This window comes from Ilyobacter polytropus DSM 2926, assembly GCF_000165505.1.
GTDB lineage: Bacteria > Fusobacteriota > Fusobacteriia > Fusobacteriales > Fusobacteriaceae > Ilyobacter > Ilyobacter polytropus.
Map to the genome: position 1 here is coordinate 1,044,568 of NC_014632.1, position 16,699 is coordinate 1,061,266.

Genomic DNA, 16,699 nt, shown 5'->3' on the forward strand with positions numbered 1-16,699 from the left:
TTTTATATTTACACCAAGTTTCGGATATTTTTATTAATTTTATAGTAAGGTCTATTTAAAATCTGAATGCACTACTGTTATGATGACATTTCCAAGCTTTTCTCCTTTTTCTACGTACTTGTAGGCCTCTGAAATTTCTTCTAAAGTATAGCTTCTGTCTACCACCGCATGAAATTTTTCCTCTTCTATTAGTTTTCTAATTAGAAGTATACTTCTCTTTATGTTTGCAGGAAAAGGAAAAGCAGTTTTCTTGTTTTTAAATAAGAATTTTATAAAAGGAGTTATAAAGGGCAGAAATAGATTTTGTGCCATATAACCTAAGTCTGAAGAAATATAAACTCCACCATTTTTCAGTATGGGTCCGCATTTAAAAAAAGAACTTTTCCCCACAGTATCAAAAACATATTGGAATTTCTGATTAGATTTTGTAAAATCTTCACTGATATAGTCTATCACCTCATCTGCCCCCAGTGATTTTACCAAATTTATATTCTTTTCGCTGCATACAGCAGTGACATGAACTTTAAAATATTTTAAAAGCTGAACTGCACTTGAACCGATAGCTCCAGTAGCACCGTTTACAAGTACTCTCTGGCCGGCTTTTAGATCTACTTTATTGATGAAATTATATGCATAATGTACACCCTCTATACCAGCAGTAGCCTGTTCTACACTTATATTTTTGGGTATAATAAAGGCCTTCTCTTCAGATATTTTCATATATTCTCCATGTGATTCTAGCCCTTGATCATCAAAACCGAAAACTTTGTCCCCTTTTTTTAAAGAAGTGACATTTTTTCCAGTTTCTTCTACGATACCTGAAAATTCACTTCCTGAAATTTCAAGCTTCGGTTTGAATATCCCTGTGGCTACTCTGGTTAAGAGTGGCTTACCTCTCAGACTCGCACAGTCGGTTCTGTTTACTGAAGTGGCATATATTTTTATCAAGACCTCGTCGTCACTGGGAACCGGCTTTTTCATATCTATAAGCTGAAGTATATCTGGTGAACCATATTTTTTATGGACAACTGCTTTCATCTGATCCCCTCCTCTTTTGCACTTGCATAACAAACAAAACGTCTAAACCTTCATAATAATTTACTTCTTATTAATATTATTCCTGCAGATTTAAGAAATCTGAATTAATAGATGTTATTGAAAATAAGATTATTTTATTTTTGATAAAAAAATTAAATGATTTTTTATATTTTGACAGTATATTACTGAGAAATGTCATAAAATTACATATTTATAGATATGAAAAGGAGGTTCCGGCTATGGGGATGAGTGTAAAAATTGCCCTGATAAGCCACTGTATCAGTAATATAATAGTTACACTGGTTATTTTTTTCCTGTGGAGGCAAAACAAAAGTCGGTTTAATGGAATTTCAAGCTGGATGACCTGTTTTTTACTGCAGGCCATTGGTATGCCCCTTATTTTTATGAGAGGTGTTATCCCGGATTTTTTTTCCATCGTATTAAGCAACACTCTGATTGTTACAGGGTCTGTTATACTATATTTTGGATTTGGAGATTTTATAAATGAGAAGATATTAAAATGGCCTTATTTTTCGGTAATTGGAGTTTTCTTTATGTTTTACATTTATTTTGGATTAATATCTCCTAATCTTTACAATAGACTGATATTACTGTACTTGGCTATTACAATTATAAATTTTCAGTGTGTAAGGATACTCTGGAAAAACAAAGATCCAAGTATGAATAATCATTATAAACTGACAGGAGGTATAATTTTTCTTTCGGGGTTATTTTATCTATTTAGTTTGTTTGATAACCTCTACAATCACTATGACCTTGACTTCTTTTACAAAGGACTGTCTTTTGTTACACTTATTTATAGTAAGTCAGTTGATAAAGATTATAGTGACATTTTCTATTATGATGATGGTAAACAGAAGGCTTTTTTTAAGTTTAGAAAATGAATCTGTTGCAAAAGAAAACTTGGTGAAAGAACTAAAATATCAGGCAAGAGTGGATATCCTCACCAATATATGGAACAGAAGGACATTAGAAGAAAGGTTAGAAGAGGAATTAATGAGAGCTAAGAAGTATAGGGGTAAAATGTCCCTTATTTTACTGGACATTGATTATTTTAAGAAAATAAATGACACCTTTGGACATCCTGCAGGAGATTCTGTCTTAAAAAAAATAGCTGATATATTAAAAGACAATCTCAGAAAAAATGATTTTATAGGCCGTTGGGGTGGCGAGGAGTTTATAGTGGTCTGTGCCGAAACAGACGAATCAATAGTTTGGAAAGTATCAGAAAAACTAAGAAAATCCGTGGAAAATTATGATTTTAATTTAGGTATTCCTCTGACAATAAGCTTAGGTACTGCTACCTTTGATAACATTGAAACTCTAGATGAAATTTTGAAACGGGCAGATACAAATATGTACAAGGCCAAAGAAAAAGGAAGAAACAAAACCCATCCTGATATCTATTACAGTATAGACCAAGAAGAAACAGTAGATAGTCTTGAAATTTTGAGTTCCACAGTATAAATAAAATTATTTCTTGACATATATCTGTAAAAATGATAAACTCTTTCTTAGTGATTCAGAATAAAATTTAATTCTAATTTTCGTTCAATACTTTATAAGTTTTGTGATGATTTAGTTAAAAATTGTTCTAGATTTCAAAACAAAATTTATGGAGGTATTACAAATGGCAAACGGAACAGTAAAATGGTTTAATGCAGAAAAAGGATTCGGATTTATCACTTCTGAGGATGGAACTGATGTATTCGCACACTTCTCTGAAATTCAAAAAGATGGATTCAAATCTTTAGAAGAGGGAGAGCAAGTTACTTTTGAGATCACTAAAGGTCAAAAAGGTCCTCAAGCTTCTAACATCAAAACTGTATAATCAAAGTACTTAAAGCTGTCTTAATTGACAGCTTTTTTTATTTTCACAACTATTAAAATTTTAATATAACTTTTTTCTTTTCTCATTTTTTAATTTTATATTTATATCAAAACTAACTTATAAATTAGTTTATAGGTTCCTTGTATATGAGCTTTTATAGAGATACCAATGTAAAAAAGTCCAATTTTTTTAGTAGTTTTAAATAAAATATGGTATAATGTTGTTTAGATCAAGAGTATGGGAGAACAAATTATGAATATTATCGAATTTCAAAATGTTTCAAAATCATTTTTTACTCAAAAATTATACAAAAAAGTCAATTTAGAAATAAACTCTGGGGACAAAATAGCCCTTACAGGACATAACGGTACAGGTAAATCCACTTTTATAAAATTAATTACAGGTGAACAGGACCCTGATTATGGTCAGGTTATAATAAATGAAGAGACTAGTTTTTCGTGCTTTGACCAGTTTGGCAGAGTAGATCAAAATATGAAAGTAAAAGATCTACTGAATATTCCCTTTGAAGATGTGATTGCCACACAAAATGAACTAGAACTAATATCCACTCAGTTCTCTGATGATGCTGATGAAAATGAGGCAATTATGGAAAAATATGCTGATATTTCAGATAAATTTGAGAGTTTAGGAGGATACTCTTACATCCATATACAATCGGAATTCATAGATGTATTTGAAATAGGAGATAAACTAGAGAAAACGTTCAGAGAGTTAAGCGGTGGAGAAAAGCAGTATATAAGACTTGCAATAACACTCTTTAGTAATTCTGATTTGATTATTTTAGATGAGCCGCTGTCATATTTTGACAAGAAAAAAACAGCTTGGCTTTCAAACTATATTTCAGAGAGTTCTAAGGCCTTTGTGGTTGTTTCTCATAACGTTGACTTTATAAGAGGTATTGCCAATAAGATACTTGATATAGACAATAAAACCATTACAGCCTATGAGTGTGACTACCGTAATTTCCTGAAAGAGAAGAAATTAAAACTTTCAGAAGAGAGAAAGCACAACCAAAAAACTGATCTGGTTATTGAGGAAACTCAGTTAAGTGTCCACAGAAAAGTTAAACTTTTGGAAAAAGTTGATAATAAACATGCTCATGCTGTAATATTACGTAGAATGAGAAAAGAACTTAAAAAACTGGAAAAACAGAAGATAGAATTTTCTCCAGAATACAAGTATGAATATGCTGCTGCTCCAGAGGATTTCTTCACAAAAAACAGGGATATCGGTGATAATATGGTTACCCTATCTGGGGTTTCTAAAGAATTTCCAGATAAATTCCTCTATAAAGATGCTGACCTTGAGGTTTTGAAAGACAGTAAAATTTGTATTGTGGGAGAAAATGGTTCTGGAAAATCCACTCTTCTCAGAATACTTGCAGGAAAAGAATCCCCTACAGGTGGTATTGTAGAGATAAATGAGAAGGCTAAAATATCTTTTATAGAGCAGGAAACTGTTTTGGAAAATGAGCAGTTATATATAAAAGATTATCTAAAGGACAAGACAGGTTTATCAGATGACTTTATAGAGGCTGCTATTGATTCGCTGTATAACCATGATCCTGAATTCAGAGATAAGAAATTATTTATGCTGTCTGGCGGTGAGAAAAAAAGACTTGAAATTTTTGCTCATATCTTATCAGAAACAGATGTTTTAATAATAGATGAACCGTCGACTTACATGGATGACTATTCTAGAAACACCATTGCAAATATGCTGCTAGAATATCCAGGAGCTGTTATTATGGTAACCCATGACAAGGCCCTCCTTAGAAAAATAGATTTTGAACTTTATGATATCCGTGACAATAGGTTCAGAGTTAAGGAACAGGGAAAGAAGGCTGTATAACTAAACTACGTTTTACTTTTTTCTCAAAGAAAATCTATATTATTAATAAATTTTATGCCCCCTTTGTTTACTAGATAAAATCTATTGAGCAGAAGGGGGTTTTTGTATCCTGGTACGATTCTTTACATTTAAAAAATAAGAGATTATAATATCACATTATTATGATAAACTAATCAAAGGGGTAGTCATATGAAAATAAAAAATGAATGCCATCTAGATAGGCAAAAGGTAATGAATATGTTAAGTAAAATAACTCTCTTTGGGGGATTTGAAAGAAACAATCTAGAATATCTTTTGAATAACCTAAGTGAAATTTCTATAGAAAAGGGTGAAATTATATTTAAGGAAGGAGATTCTCCTAGTGATATTTATATAGTTTTAGAGGGAAGAGCAGAGTTCTTTTTAAATGGAGAAAAGTTTCTTGATATAGAAAAAGGATTTAGTATGGCCGAAACAGCAGTACTGGGAATACAAAAGCATGTTTTTACTGCCATAGCAGCTACTGATATGGAACTTTTGGTTTTATCAAAGAAAAAACTAAAGGAAATCTTTCATAAAAATAAAGAGGTTTTTAGCTTACTTATTCTGAATATGGCTAGAGAACTTGCAAGAGGAGTGGCACTTTTCGGAGATAATAAACATATTTATACTTCCATGGAAAAGAAAAAAATAGAGAAAAAATAAAAAAATCTGCCTTTAACCGGTAGATTTTTTTAGTTCTAGTATCTATACTACAGGTAGTGCCTTTTTATGCTTATACTGACTTTATAAAATACATCGGGTAAATACTTATAGCATATCATCTAAAAAGGAGACCTCTACATTATGATGGAAAACAAAAAAAATATTTTGGATGTATTTACTGAATTCTTTTATAGCCTCTATACTAAATCGGATTTTTTATAAATAACTATATAATTTGTCCTATCACCCACTTCAGATTAAATTATTTTTTTAATTGGTTTATAAATAAGTTACTTAATATTTAATTATTTTTGCCTAAAAAAAAGGCCCCTACGGGCCTTTTGGACAAGGGGGAAAGTATAACAACTCCTCAAATCCCAGGAGCTTGAATGTAACGCCTCTTAAATCTTATCTATCCTACTGTGCAAATATTAAAATATAATTAATTTGATTCCTAAAAAAAAACTTAAACTATTAAAAATTTTAGGATAATTTTTCAGTAGAATTATAATCTTTATACCATCTTATAAATTCAGGATAAGTCATGGGTTTGGCATAGTGATATCCCTGAGCATAGTCACATCCCATATTCTGAAGTATTTCTACTGCTTTTATGGTCTCCACTCCTTCTGCTACAACCTCCATTCCCAAGGTGTGTCCAATATCAATAGTTGACTGGACAAGTTCTCTCATACTTTCATCATTTTCTATATCTTTTATAAACATCCTGTCTATCTTTATCCTATCAAAAGGAAGCTGCTGCATATAAGACAAAGTAGAGTAACCTGTCCCATAGTCATCTAGAGAAAAATTAATCCCTAATTTTTTTAAATCTTTCATGGCAGAGGCTGTTTTTTTAAAATTCTCTACATTATCCCTCTCCAAAATTTCCAATTCCAATTTATAAATAGAAAGGGGATTTCTTTTGTATGCTTCTATATATCTTATAATTTTGGGATTTTCAAGAATTTTTAAAGGGATATTCACAGAAAAATTGGTATTTATATTTTCTTTCTCCATACTTTTAATTTCAAAAAAAGCAGTTTTTATCACCCATTCTGTAACTGTATTGATCATTGATGTCTTTTCTATATAAGGTATAAAAGCATCAGGAGGAATTAATCCTTTTTCTGGATGAAGCCACCTTATAAGAGCTTCGACTCCTTCCACTTTACCAGATTTAAGATTGATTTTAGGGTGATAGGTGAGAAAGAACTCTCTATTATTTATTGCTCTGGGAATCTCCAGTGAAAGATCAAAATTTTTATTTAATTGTTCACTTAATTCTGGAGAATATATTTCATAGAACTTAAGATTTTTCCTGGCCGACCTTCTTGCTATTTCTGCCTTCTGCAAAACTTCTGTATTACTACCAGTTCTCGGACTTATTCCTATAAAATAACTGGGGAAATAAGTCACATTTTTTTCTTTTATTGCCTTATAAAAAGTCTTATAAACGACTTTAAAATTGTTCTTCATTTCTGAATCTGAAAAAATAATTGCAAATTTATCCTCTTCCAGATGGAATACATTTTGTTCCTTGTTATTCTTATTTTTTTCATTAAAAATTTTTACAAAAATATCAGATATTTTGTTTATAAAATCCGTTGCATAATCAATGCCCAAATTTTCTATCATTTTGTGATACTCTTCAAATTTTATAACTGCTATGCGTTCGTCAAAATAGTAATCTCTAGTCATATTTTCAAAATAATTTTTATTGGGAAGCTTGGTAATTGGGTTATAGAGGGTAATCGAACTGAGTCTGTCGATAATATTTAAAAGATATTCTATAACCACTCCTGAAATATATCCAGTAAATATATAAAAAAACAGCCTAAACAACCAACTTGCTTTTTCCTGCATAAGCATCGTCGTCGTATCGGCAGGCATAACAGGCCCTAAAAAAAATCCGCCTGTTAATCCTAATAACGCTCCTCCAAGAGGGCCTAAAACAAAACCACCTAATATTATTACTGAAAGTTCTAAATAAACATATGAATTTTTTGTTCCACCTAAATAGAATATAAAAAAAGCGATCAAGAGCTGTATGGAGACTATGAGAGTCATAAGTAAAAATTTTCTGATAAGACTGGTCTTTTTCCAAATTATTATCTTTTCTATTCCGGTTATTACATCCATTAAACCCATCACTCCAAGTATGTATTTTTATTATTGTACAGTATATACTATTCTTTTTCAACAAAATAAAGAGATTAAGGCTAAAACATACAATTTATGTCCTGTAAAAGGATTATATATATTTGTACGGTATTTTCTTTTTAAGTATATTAATTTTATTGAAGGAGGTTTTATGAAGTGGTATTTAAAAGCATTTAAAAATTATGCTGTTTTTAACGGAAGAGCCAGAAGAAAAGAGTATTGGTACTTTGTACTGTTTAATATAATATTTAGTATTCTTTTGACAGCTGTAGACTCTTTTGCCGGCACTCTCGATGCCAACGGAAGCGGACTTTTAAGTAGTATCTACGCTTTAGTTGTATTTCTTCCTAGTATTGCAGTGGCGGTGAGGAGACTTCATGATGTGGATAAGTCGGCGTGGTGGATGCTTATAGGCATAGTCCCGGTTATAGGGGTTATAATTCTATTTATATTTATGGTCAAAGAGGGAGACCCTTACCAAAACAGGTACGGAATCAACCCTAAACTATATTAGTATAAATTTTTATTTTAAGGATCCCTATAGGAATCCTTTTTTTGTCCTATCATTCATAATATATATTCTAATGATATTTTTTTTAGTTTTGAGCTTGTCCTCATATTTCATCTATGTTATACTTCTACGTAATCGTATTAAAAACCAAGGAGTCAACGTCCAATGAATATTATTTTATTAATCAGCCGCCTTTCTGAGTGGACTGCTTTAAAAGGGTTGAAAAAAAACCTGGTGATTTTAGCCATAATTTTACTGCAAATAAGTGTTTTTATATTGGTCTACAAAACAGGAGGAATAAAATATTCATATTCTCATATTATGTATCTTGTGATAATTTTAAGTTCATTTTTTTTCGGAGCCATAGGGGGAACTTTATTTGGTATAACTGGTGGTCTGATCTTAGGGCCCTATATGCCACTTAATACTGCTACGATGGAGATGCAGCTTCCCTATAATTATCTCTATAGGATATTTTTCTTTACGGTGGTAGGTATTTTGTCTGGGTTTATCTCTCACTATCTAATAAGTGTTTTGAAGAGAGTTGAAAAAAGTTCTTTCTATAGCCAGATAACAGGTATGCCGAATAGAAAATATTTTGAAAATATGGATTTTGATGAATCTCTTTCGCCCACACTTATCTTGATAGAGCTTAAAAATTATCATAAGGCTGCCGAAGATTTTGGATATAATTTTTATACAGATATGATCACAGCTTTTAATCAATCTTTTAAACAGTTTATGAAAAATAATGATTTAATGGAGTTATTTCATTTTGATACAGGTACTTTTGCAGTTTTACTTTACAAGACAGACCCTAAAAAGTATATAGATCTTTTTCTTGATTTTTTAAAAAACCCTTTGAAAATTAGAGAGATTGATTTTTATACATCTGCAACTATAGGAGTTTCTACTTATGGTGGGAACACCTTGAAATTCATCAGAGAAGCTTATTTTGCAAAGGATCTAGCAGCAAAAAACTTAAAACATTATCTAATATTTACTCCAGAAATGGAAAGGGAGTCTTCTGCAAACTTTAACCTTGTAAATGATATTCCTAAGGCTTTAAGCAGGAATGAATTTTTTCTATGCTATCAGCCTAAGATAGATCTTTTCACAAACCAAGTAAGCAGTATAGAGGCTCTGATCAGATGGAATCATCCAAGACTTGGCCTAGTTCCTCCAAATGATTTTATAGAGTATATAGAAACAACAACTTTTATAGATGATATTACCAGATGGGTTATAAAGAAGTCTTTGGATTCTATTATCCTCATGGAAAAAATAAATATCCAGATGGATATAGCAGTTAATGTACCTCTCAAACTTCTTGAGCATGAAAAGTTTTTTGACTTTCTTTCTGACTTGAAATCTTCTGGAAAACCAATCAATAAAATTCAGTTTGAGATAATAGAGAGGGATCTTGTTAAGGATTTTGAAGCTACATCCTCACTCATATTGAAATATAAAGATCTTGGAATTCGTTTTGCACTAGATGACTTTGGCACAGGATATTCTACACTGTCATACCTTCAGCAGCTTCCGTTAGACAAGATAAAAATAGACAGGCTCTTTATAAAGAATCTTAAAACAGACAAAAAGGACAGTGATATAGTAAAATCTTCCATCGACATTGCACATATTTTAAATCTAAAAGTTGTGGCTGAAGGGGTAGAGGACAGAAAATCTCTTGATATTTTGAAAAAAATGGGATGTGATTTTGCTCAAGGATACTATTTTACTAAGCCCGTTGTATACGAGAAATTTATAGACTGGTATAAAAATTATACTGAAAATCATCAATAAAACAAAGAATAAATTAATTTTAATATATTTATATTATTTAGGAGGAAATTACGCTAAGACACAGAAAAATATAACAGGTGACACCTACCCCACCTAACCGTATTATGAGAGCATCTAAGTATAGAGGTGCACTCATAAAAAAAAGAAAGTCCTCTGGTATTCCCAGAGGGCCTTCTTTTTTTATTTTATATGGGAATAAGGCCTATTAAGCTACCAAATTGGCCTTAATATTCTGTATAAAATTTACCCTGATAGGAGTTTTTTTCCTTTAAAAGTTTGTCCACACCATTTAATATAGACCTCTTATCCAAACTCCATAAAGGTCCAATAAGTGTATCTCTGGTACCATCTCCTGTTATCCTGTGTACAGTCATCTCTGGGTTCAGTATTTCTAATATTTCAACTACCAATTCTATATAATTTTCTTTCTCCATTAGAGGAAAGGAATTTGTTTTGTAATATTCATGGAGGGGTGTCTCTTTTATAATGTGTAATAGATGAAGTTTTATACCCCAACTTTTTGATTTATTTACAAATCTGACACTGTTTAAAATATCTGTTTTTGATTCTCCAGGAAGTCCTAAGATCAAATGTGTTACAAAGGGTATTTTCTTTTCTAGGAGATTTTCAACAGATATTATGAACTGCTCTAAAGAATATCCCCTATTGATCAGTTCTGAAGTTTTTTCATGGATTGTCTGAAGACCTAGTTCTATCCAGATAAAGTTTTCCTTCCCTAGCTCCTCTAAAAGATCTAAAACTTCCTCTGGAATGCAGTCTGGTCTTGTTGCTATGGCAAGGCCTGATACTCTAGGATGGGACAAAGCTTCTGTATATATTTTTCTCAGTTTTTCTATAGAGGCATAGGTATTTGTAAAATTCTGAAAATAGGCAATTACCTTCCCCTTGGGAAACTTTTTTTCTATGAGTTTCAACTGGTCATCTATCTGATCCCCTATACTCTTTCTTCTGTCACCTGCAAACTCCCCGCTTCCTTTGTCACTGCAAAATATACATCCTTTATTGCCTAAAGTCCCGTCCCTGTTTGGGCATGTGAATCCCCCGTCTAAGGATACTTTATATATTTTTTCTCCGAATTTTTTTTTCAATTCATAATTAAGTGTATGAAATCTTTTATTATCCCACATAAAACTGCTCCTGTTCTAATCTATTTTAGATATTTTACAATATTTTAAATAATATTCAAAACTTAATATAAATTTCCCTTGATTTCTAGTTTTTAAGATGTTATCATTGATTTGTAATCATTACAAAAAGAGAGGTGTTTTTATGGAATTAAAAAACGAGGTTTTAGAACTTTTAAAAAAATCAGAACCACTGAAGGCTGGTGAAATAGCTGAAAAATTAAATGCAGATAAAAAAGATGTTGATAAAGTCATAAAAGCCTTAAAAAAAGAAAACGCTGTTGTTTCTCCAAAAAGATGCTTTTATTCTGTAGATAAATAGAATCTTGTAAATGAGTTTCTTATACATAAGAAAAAGTGGCTGGATTTTTTATCCAAGCCACTTTTTTATAAAGTCAGATAAATCTATCTTATAAAGTGCATAAACTGTTTAGCCTCTTTTTCAGGGGCCTTTACCTTATCCTTGCCATTCTCTACAAGCTTTAGTGCCCAAGCCATATTCTTCCCGAGGATTCTCATTATCTGTACACCCTCTTCATCTTTTAGGGCCTCTCCTGGAGTTGTTCCGTGTATCACATTCCAATAATTAGATGTAGGAATAATCATCTCAGAATAGTTTAAAAAGTTATTCAGCTGATCAAAGGTAGGCAGACCTCCAGAACGTCTGACTGCTACAACAGCTGCTCCAACCTTATGACGGAACAGACTTCCATTGACTCCTGCCACGTAGAAAACTCGGTCTAAGAAAGACTTCATAGTCCCTCCTATAGCAGAATAATGTACCGGGGACCCCAATAACAGCCCGTCTGCTTCCTTGATCTTTTGGATGGCCTCATTTACCTCGTCGTCAATAATACATTTTTCATTTTTATTTTTTATACATGCTCCACAAGCTGTACAGCCTCTTATGGCTTTATTACCTATGTGTAGTATCTCAGTTTCTATCCCCTCGTTTTTTAGCTCGTTGATGACCATATTCAGTGCGTGGTATGTATTTCCGTCTTTTTTAGGACTTCCGTTTATAGCGATTACTTTCATATTGTTTGACACCTCCATTGTTTTATATATATAATGTATCAGATATTATAATTTATTAAAAGTAGGCACTTTTTCGTAAGTATAGTTACTAAAAAGTAAGTTTATTGAAATTAATGGATACTAAGCAAATTTTATAGGAGTGAATTTTTATGTTAACCGTTGATGACAAAAATTACATCTGTTCATTGGATTATGCCATGAGTATAATAAAAGGCAAATGGAAATCCGTTATAATCTGTCATCTAAACCGATCATCAACTAGGTTTTTAGAGCTTCAGAGACAGCTCCCTGGAGTGAGCCAGAAAGTTCTCACAGAAAATCTAAAAGAACTTGAAGCTGACAAAATAATTAAAAAAATTGTCTTTCCAGAGGTTCCTCCAAGAGTAGAGTACGAGCTCACAGAGACAGGTTATAAGCTTTTTGAAATAATTACTCTGCTGGAAACCTGGGGGAAGGAATATATAAAAGAATTCAAAATCAATAATTCTCCTAATTAAATTAGAATAAATAGCAAGCTATATTTTTTACAAAAGTCATGAGTCTGCGGGATTATTTATGGGGAAACTCCACAATAGGCCTAGAAGCCCCATAAAGGAGCCTAAAGCTAAAAATTCTCCAGATAACAATTTAAAAGATTCTTCAAAAATAGTAGAAGAAACAGTTCTTGGTTGAAAAGTTGAATCAATGAAAGTATGAATAAAATAAAAGATAAAAGCCATCAAAAAAAATTCCATGACCATTGGGTAGCGGACTCCAAGTGGAAAAAGAAAAAATATTCCCATTAATGCTATCGGGCCGTACATAATCACAATAATGTCATTCCAACTTCTAAAAATAGAAGGCGGTTCTATTATGTTATGAATTATTCTTCCAGCTCTTTCATGAAACTGTAAAAGTTCATCAAATCCTAAAAACATAAATGCAAAAAATAATATTAACCAGAACCATTTACACCTGTCTTTGTATTTTAGAGTTACAATGGCAGAACTCAAGGAGAATGCTCCGGCAGATATGAGAAAAATGGCAGACATCACTGTTATTGTGCCGCGTTCATTTATAAAATTAAAATTTTGTGGTCCGTTTTCAGGAATTATTACTATAGATGCAAAAATATATAAAAGCGTAAATATCGTTAAAAAGATAGTAATATAAACAAAATTAGGAACTACTATATTTTTTCTATAATCCAGTGATTCTTTTATTTTTTCTGTGAAATATCCTGTCATTTTAATCTCCTCCCTTTTTAATAAATTAATAGTTTGCGTTAGAAACGAAAAACATTTTATTCTATATTAATTTATACCAATAACAGGATAATTCCTCTAATATGTGTATTTAGATTTATTAAAATTTTTGATCATAAACTTCCATGTATGATGGGCGTTATCAAAAAAATCTTTTTACCAACAAAAAAGTCCGGACAAAAATCCAGACTTTTTTGTTATTTTATTTAGTTTCTCTCTCTAATTTGGAAAAAACGCAACCACAGTAATCCTGTCTATAAAGGTCATGATTTTTAGACAGTTCTACAGACCTTTTATAACCATTTTTCTTTTTAAAATCTCCTATAAGGAATTTTACTTTATATTTCTCCTGTAGCTCTTTTCCTATTTCATTTATTTTCTGAGAATTTTTCAGTGGACTTATTGAGAGCACAGTAGAAAAATAATCAAATCCCTTTTCCTTGGCTTTTTTTGCAGTATCTTCAAGCCTTAGAGCATAGCATCTGAAACATCTCTCCCCTCCTTCTTTAGAATCCTCTAGACCCTCTATACATTTAAAGAACTCCTCTACATCATACCTTCCCTCTATAAGGTTAATCTTATTCTTTACCGCTATATCTCTGTTGAAAATTTTCTGTTCCTCTAGCCTCTTTTGGTATTCTTTTTCAAAGGTTATATTTGGGTTATAAAAATTTACAGTGATATCAAAATACTCACTAAGGTACTCAAGGACATACGAGCTGCATGGAGCACAGCATGAATGTAAAAGAAGCTTAGGCTTTTTTTCAGATTTCTTTATTTTTTCCAATATTTGTTCTAACTCTTTCTGATAATTAATTTTCATCATCTGTTGATACCTCTTATTTTTCATATGACAGTCAAAACTGTCATCAATTTTATTTTAATTTACTTTTCACGTAGAGAAGGAGTCCCTAATATCTCAAGATGCTTTATTGCAAGTATTGATTTTCCATCTACTAGGCTTAGAGTTTGTACTTCTTCAAAAGAAGCCTCTATAATCTCTAAAAATTCATCATCATCCAAGGACTGCTTTGTCTTTACCAAAGATTTTGCCAGGAAGATATGTGTTTTAGACTTTGATATACCTGGACTGGAGTAATATTCATATATTTTCTCCATACTTTCTGCCCTGTACCCGGCTTCTTCCTCTAGTTCTCTGTATGCAGTTTCTTCTGGAGACTCTCCAGGTTCTATAAGTCCGGCAGGTATCTCTAATACAAAATCCTGTACCGCTGGTCTGTACTGCTTTACCAGGATAACCTTGTTGTCATCTGTAAGAGCAAGTATCCCAACAGCATCTACTCCCTCTATAAAACTCCACCATACCTCTTTTCCTCCTGGAAGTATCAACTTTTCCTGGGATATTTCAAAGTGATCATTCTTGTAGACTACTTTTTTATCTATATGCTTGAACTTCATATCAATCCCCCTAAACCAAAAGTTCTCTGAACTTATAAAGAACAATACCCGTAGCCACTGCCACATTTAGAGATTCAGCAGAGCCGTATATAGGTATTATTACCTTACTATCACTGACTTCTATTAGTCTCTCTGACACACCCTGCCCCTCGTTTCCGAATATTATGGCATTTTTTGAACCTGGAATGATATCAGTATATGATACTGCATCCTCTCTTAAGGCAGTTGCAGTGGACTTATAATTTTTTTCAGCCATAAATTTTATAAGCTCGTCTTCTTCCATATAGATAAAGTTCATGTTAAAGAGAGATCCCATGCTGCTTCTCACTGTTTTTTCGTTATATACATCTACACTACCCTTTAAAAGGACTATATCTTTGTATCCAGCTGCATCAGATACTCTTATTATTGTCCCTAGATTTCCTGGATCCTGAATTCTGTCAAGGATTACTATGTTATCACCTATACTCGCTATAGAGGATTCTTTCATAGGGTAAATTAGAATTATCCCCTGAGAATTTTCCTGAGAGCTTATTTCATTAAAAAGTGATTCAGAGAAAATATATTTTGGACATACAAATTCTTCTACCTTGTCCTGGTATCTATCGTCACCGTCTCTTAAGATTATCGCCTTAGGAATTTCTTTAAAATCCAAAAACTTATGACCCTCTGCAATAAAGAGCTTTTCTTTTTCTCTGTATTTTCTGGTTTTTAACTTTTTTATTGTTTTATAGAGTTTATTCTCTTTACTTTTTATAAATTCCAAATTTATCCTCCAGATAATAGTTGTTATCAGGATAATTATATCTTTTATTGATGATGTTTATCAAGTTTTTTTATTCTTTCAGATAAAAACTCCAGGTCAATACTATCTTCAACGTTGATTTTAGAAGTTTTAAAGTTTCGAAGATGCCAAAATCCCTTTTTCCTAATATGGGCCTTAGATGAGCTTTTTCCAAGCCAGTCTGGTGATGGCTTATAATGTTCTGCCAAATCCATGCATTTTATGAATTTTCTTACCATTCTTTTTCTAACACGGGAAGAACGGATTTTCACAAAACTTATCTTCATATTTTCTCTTATATACTGATCTAAGAAAGCATTTATCTCTTCAGGATTTTTATAATTTCTATATCTCTTCTGTACAGCTTTCCTCAGATTTTTTCTGAAAGAGGAAGATCCCCATAAGACTTCCCTGATCTTATTTGGAAGGTTCCCTTTTTTTTGTTAAACCCTATTCTTACGATTCTCTCTAGGCCTTTATAGGTCTCTCCTGTCTCTGTGATAAAGTATATCCCATCACTTGGTATGTTTATATAATCCATTTCTTTTATGTATAATTTGGGTATCTTATCCACCAAAATGTGAAGTCTATTGCATTCAACACTCATAGCTCTCTCCCTATATAGTCAAATAAAAGATATTGAGGTAACCTCTGCATCTAGGACTTCAGCCAGCTTTTCCGGCTCTAACTCTATCTGCACCCCTCTCCTACCGCCACTTATTAGTATAGATGAAAATTTCATTGCACTTTCATCTATATAGGTAGGATACTTTTTCTTCATCCCAAGAGGAGAACAGCCTCCTCTTATATATCCTGTTATTTTTTCCAAATCCTTCATAGGGATCATCTCTACTTTTTTATTTTTACTTGTCTTTGCTAGGGTTTTAAGATCTAGCTCTCTCTCTCCTGGAATACACGCCACAAGGTAACCGCTTTTATCTCCTAAAAGCACAAGAGTCTTAAAAATTCTTCTTATATCCTCTCCTGTCTTTGCTGCTGCCGATACTGCACTAAGATCATTTTCATCTACAGGATATTCTGCTGTTTTATATTTATATTTTTTACTATCTAATAAACGCATCGCATTTGTTTTTTTCATTTAGTATCACCTCTTTATAATTATATCACAAAAAATAATAAAAA

At 32.0% G+C, this 16,699-nt stretch carries 20 protein-coding genes; 8 read left to right on the plus strand and 12 right to left on the minus strand.

Features of this window, described 5'->3' with window-relative positions; all coding sequences use genetic code 11:
• Positions 1 to 51: 51 nt before the first annotated feature.
• Together ILYOP_RS04800 and ILYOP_RS15965 are read right to left on the minus strand one after the other, a co-directional pair.
• Positions 52 to 1,038, minus strand: coding sequence for an NAD(P)-dependent alcohol dehydrogenase (locus tag ILYOP_RS04800; RefSeq protein WP_013387397.1), 987 nt, complete (start codon positions 1,036 to 1,038; stop codon positions 52 to 54).
• A 211-nt stretch (positions 1,039 to 1,249) separates the two neighbouring features.
• Complete coding sequence (locus ILYOP_RS15965) at positions 1,250 to 1,474, minus strand: hypothetical protein (RefSeq protein WP_222838836.1); 225 nt, start codon at positions 1,472 to 1,474, stop codon at positions 1,250 to 1,252.
• A gap of 395 nt (positions 1,475 to 1,869) precedes the next feature.
• On the opposite strand from ILYOP_RS15965, the gene ILYOP_RS04810 reads away from it, so the two are divergent.
• The 4 genes from ILYOP_RS04810 to ILYOP_RS04825 all read left to right on the plus strand — a co-directional run bounded on the left by ILYOP_RS04810 (position 1,870) and on the right by ILYOP_RS04825 (position 5,446).
• A complete protein-coding gene (locus ILYOP_RS04810) occupies positions 1,870 to 2,526 on the plus strand; it encodes a GGDEF domain-containing protein (protein ID WP_222838837.1) in 657 nt (218 codons plus the stop codon).
• A gap of 163 nt (positions 2,527 to 2,689) precedes the next feature.
• Positions 2,690 to 2,890, plus strand: a complete 201-nt coding sequence (locus ILYOP_RS04815) for a cold-shock protein (RefSeq protein ID WP_013387398.1) — start codon at positions 2,690 to 2,692, stop codon at positions 2,888 to 2,890.
• A gap of 252 nt (positions 2,891 to 3,142) precedes the next feature.
• Positions 3,143 to 4,762: an ABC-F family ATP-binding cassette domain-containing protein gene (locus ILYOP_RS04820; protein WP_013387399.1), complete on the plus strand. Its 1,620-nt coding sequence runs from the start codon at positions 3,143 to 3,145 to the stop codon at positions 4,760 to 4,762.
• A gap of 189 nt (positions 4,763 to 4,951) precedes the next feature.
• The gene (locus ILYOP_RS04825) at positions 4,952 to 5,446 is read left to right on the plus strand and encodes a cyclic nucleotide-binding domain-containing protein (protein WP_013387400.1); all 495 of its coding nucleotides are present in this window, start codon (positions 4,952 to 4,954) and stop codon (positions 5,444 to 5,446) included.
• A 483-nt stretch (positions 5,447 to 5,929) separates the two neighbouring features.
• On the opposite strand, the gene ILYOP_RS04830 is transcribed toward ILYOP_RS04825, so the two are convergent.
• Positions 5,930 to 7,588, minus strand: a complete 1,659-nt coding sequence (locus ILYOP_RS04830; protein WP_013387401.1) for a putative bifunctional diguanylate cyclase/phosphodiesterase — start codon at positions 7,586 to 7,588, stop codon at positions 5,930 to 5,932.
• Positions 7,589 to 7,760: 172 nt separating this feature from the next.
• Here ILYOP_RS04830 and ILYOP_RS04835 point away from each other — a divergent pair, with 172 nt between their 5' ends.
• Together ILYOP_RS04835 and ILYOP_RS04840 are read left to right on the plus strand one after the other, a co-directional pair.
• Positions 7,761 to 8,123, plus strand: a complete 363-nt coding sequence (locus ILYOP_RS04835; RefSeq protein WP_013387402.1) for a DUF805 domain-containing protein — start codon at positions 7,761 to 7,763, stop codon at positions 8,121 to 8,123.
• 318 nt (positions 8,124 to 8,441) lie between these two features.
• Complete coding sequence (locus tag ILYOP_RS04840; protein WP_222838838.1) at positions 8,442 to 9,926, plus strand: bifunctional diguanylate cyclase/phosphodiesterase; 1,485 nt, start codon at positions 8,442 to 8,444, stop codon at positions 9,924 to 9,926.
• 224 nt (positions 9,927 to 10,150) lie between these two features.
• Here the strand turns inward: ILYOP_RS04840 and mnmL are convergent, their stop codons facing one another.
• Positions 10,151 to 11,074: a tRNA modification radical SAM protein MnmL/YtqA gene (gene mnmL / locus ILYOP_RS04845; protein WP_013387404.1), complete on the minus strand. Its 924-nt coding sequence runs from the start codon at positions 11,072 to 11,074 to the stop codon at positions 10,151 to 10,153.
• Between the two features lie 142 nt (positions 11,075 to 11,216).
• On the opposite strand from mnmL, the gene ILYOP_RS04850 reads away from it, so the two are divergent.
• A complete protein-coding gene (locus ILYOP_RS04850; protein ID WP_013387405.1) occupies positions 11,217 to 11,393 on the plus strand; it encodes an HTH domain-containing protein in 177 nt (58 codons plus the stop codon).
• A gap of 83 nt (positions 11,394 to 11,476) precedes the next feature.
• Here ILYOP_RS04850 and ILYOP_RS04855 read toward each other — a convergent pair whose 3' ends face one another.
• Positions 11,477 to 12,109 (minus strand): flavodoxin family protein, encoded by a 633-nt coding sequence (locus tag ILYOP_RS04855; RefSeq protein WP_013387406.1) that lies wholly within the window; start codon positions 12,107 to 12,109, stop codon positions 11,477 to 11,479.
• A 149-nt stretch (positions 12,110 to 12,258) separates the two neighbouring features.
• Here ILYOP_RS04855 and ILYOP_RS04860 point away from each other — a divergent pair, with 149 nt between their 5' ends.
• Positions 12,259 to 12,606 carry a winged helix-turn-helix transcriptional regulator gene (locus tag ILYOP_RS04860; protein ID WP_013387407.1) on the plus strand — a complete coding sequence of 116 codons (348 nt, stop codon included), beginning with the start codon at positions 12,259 to 12,261 and terminating at the stop codon, positions 12,604 to 12,606.
• 36 nt (positions 12,607 to 12,642) lie between these two features.
• On the opposite strand, the gene ILYOP_RS04865 is transcribed toward ILYOP_RS04860, so the two are convergent.
• The 7 genes from ILYOP_RS04865 to ybaK all read right to left on the minus strand — a co-directional run bounded on the left by ILYOP_RS04865 (position 12,643) and on the right by ybaK (position 16,655).
• Positions 12,643 to 13,335, minus strand: coding sequence for a hypothetical protein (locus ILYOP_RS04865; RefSeq protein WP_013387408.1), 693 nt, complete (start codon positions 13,333 to 13,335; stop codon positions 12,643 to 12,645).
• Positions 13,336 to 13,555: 220 nt separating this feature from the next.
• Positions 13,556 to 14,176 (minus strand): epoxyqueuosine reductase QueH, encoded by a 621-nt coding sequence (locus tag ILYOP_RS04870; RefSeq protein ID WP_148223695.1) that lies wholly within the window; start codon positions 14,174 to 14,176, stop codon positions 13,556 to 13,558.
• A 62-nt stretch (positions 14,177 to 14,238) separates the two neighbouring features.
• Positions 14,239 to 14,772, minus strand: a complete 534-nt coding sequence (locus ILYOP_RS04875) for an NUDIX hydrolase (protein WP_013387410.1) — start codon at positions 14,770 to 14,772, stop codon at positions 14,239 to 14,241.
• A 10-nt stretch (positions 14,773 to 14,782) separates the two neighbouring features.
• Positions 14,783 to 15,538, minus strand: coding sequence for a TrmH family RNA methyltransferase (locus ILYOP_RS04880; RefSeq protein ID WP_013387411.1), 756 nt, complete (start codon positions 15,536 to 15,538; stop codon positions 14,783 to 14,785).
• 44 nt (positions 15,539 to 15,582) lie between these two features.
• Positions 15,583 to 15,828 carry a hypothetical protein gene (locus ILYOP_RS04885; protein ID WP_222838839.1) on the minus strand — a complete coding sequence of 82 codons (246 nt, stop codon included), beginning with the start codon at positions 15,826 to 15,828 and terminating at the stop codon, positions 15,583 to 15,585.
• 98 nt (positions 15,829 to 15,926) lie between these two features.
• On the minus strand, positions 15,927 to 16,163 hold the full coding sequence (locus ILYOP_RS04890; protein ID WP_013387413.1) for a hypothetical protein: 237 nt from the start codon (positions 16,161 to 16,163) through the stop codon (positions 15,927 to 15,929).
• Between the two features lie 18 nt (positions 16,164 to 16,181).
• Positions 16,182 to 16,655 (minus strand): Cys-tRNA(Pro) deacylase, encoded by a 474-nt coding sequence (gene ybaK / locus ILYOP_RS04895; RefSeq protein WP_013387414.1) that lies wholly within the window; start codon positions 16,653 to 16,655, stop codon positions 16,182 to 16,184.
• Positions 16,656 to 16,699: the final 44 nt, after the last annotated feature.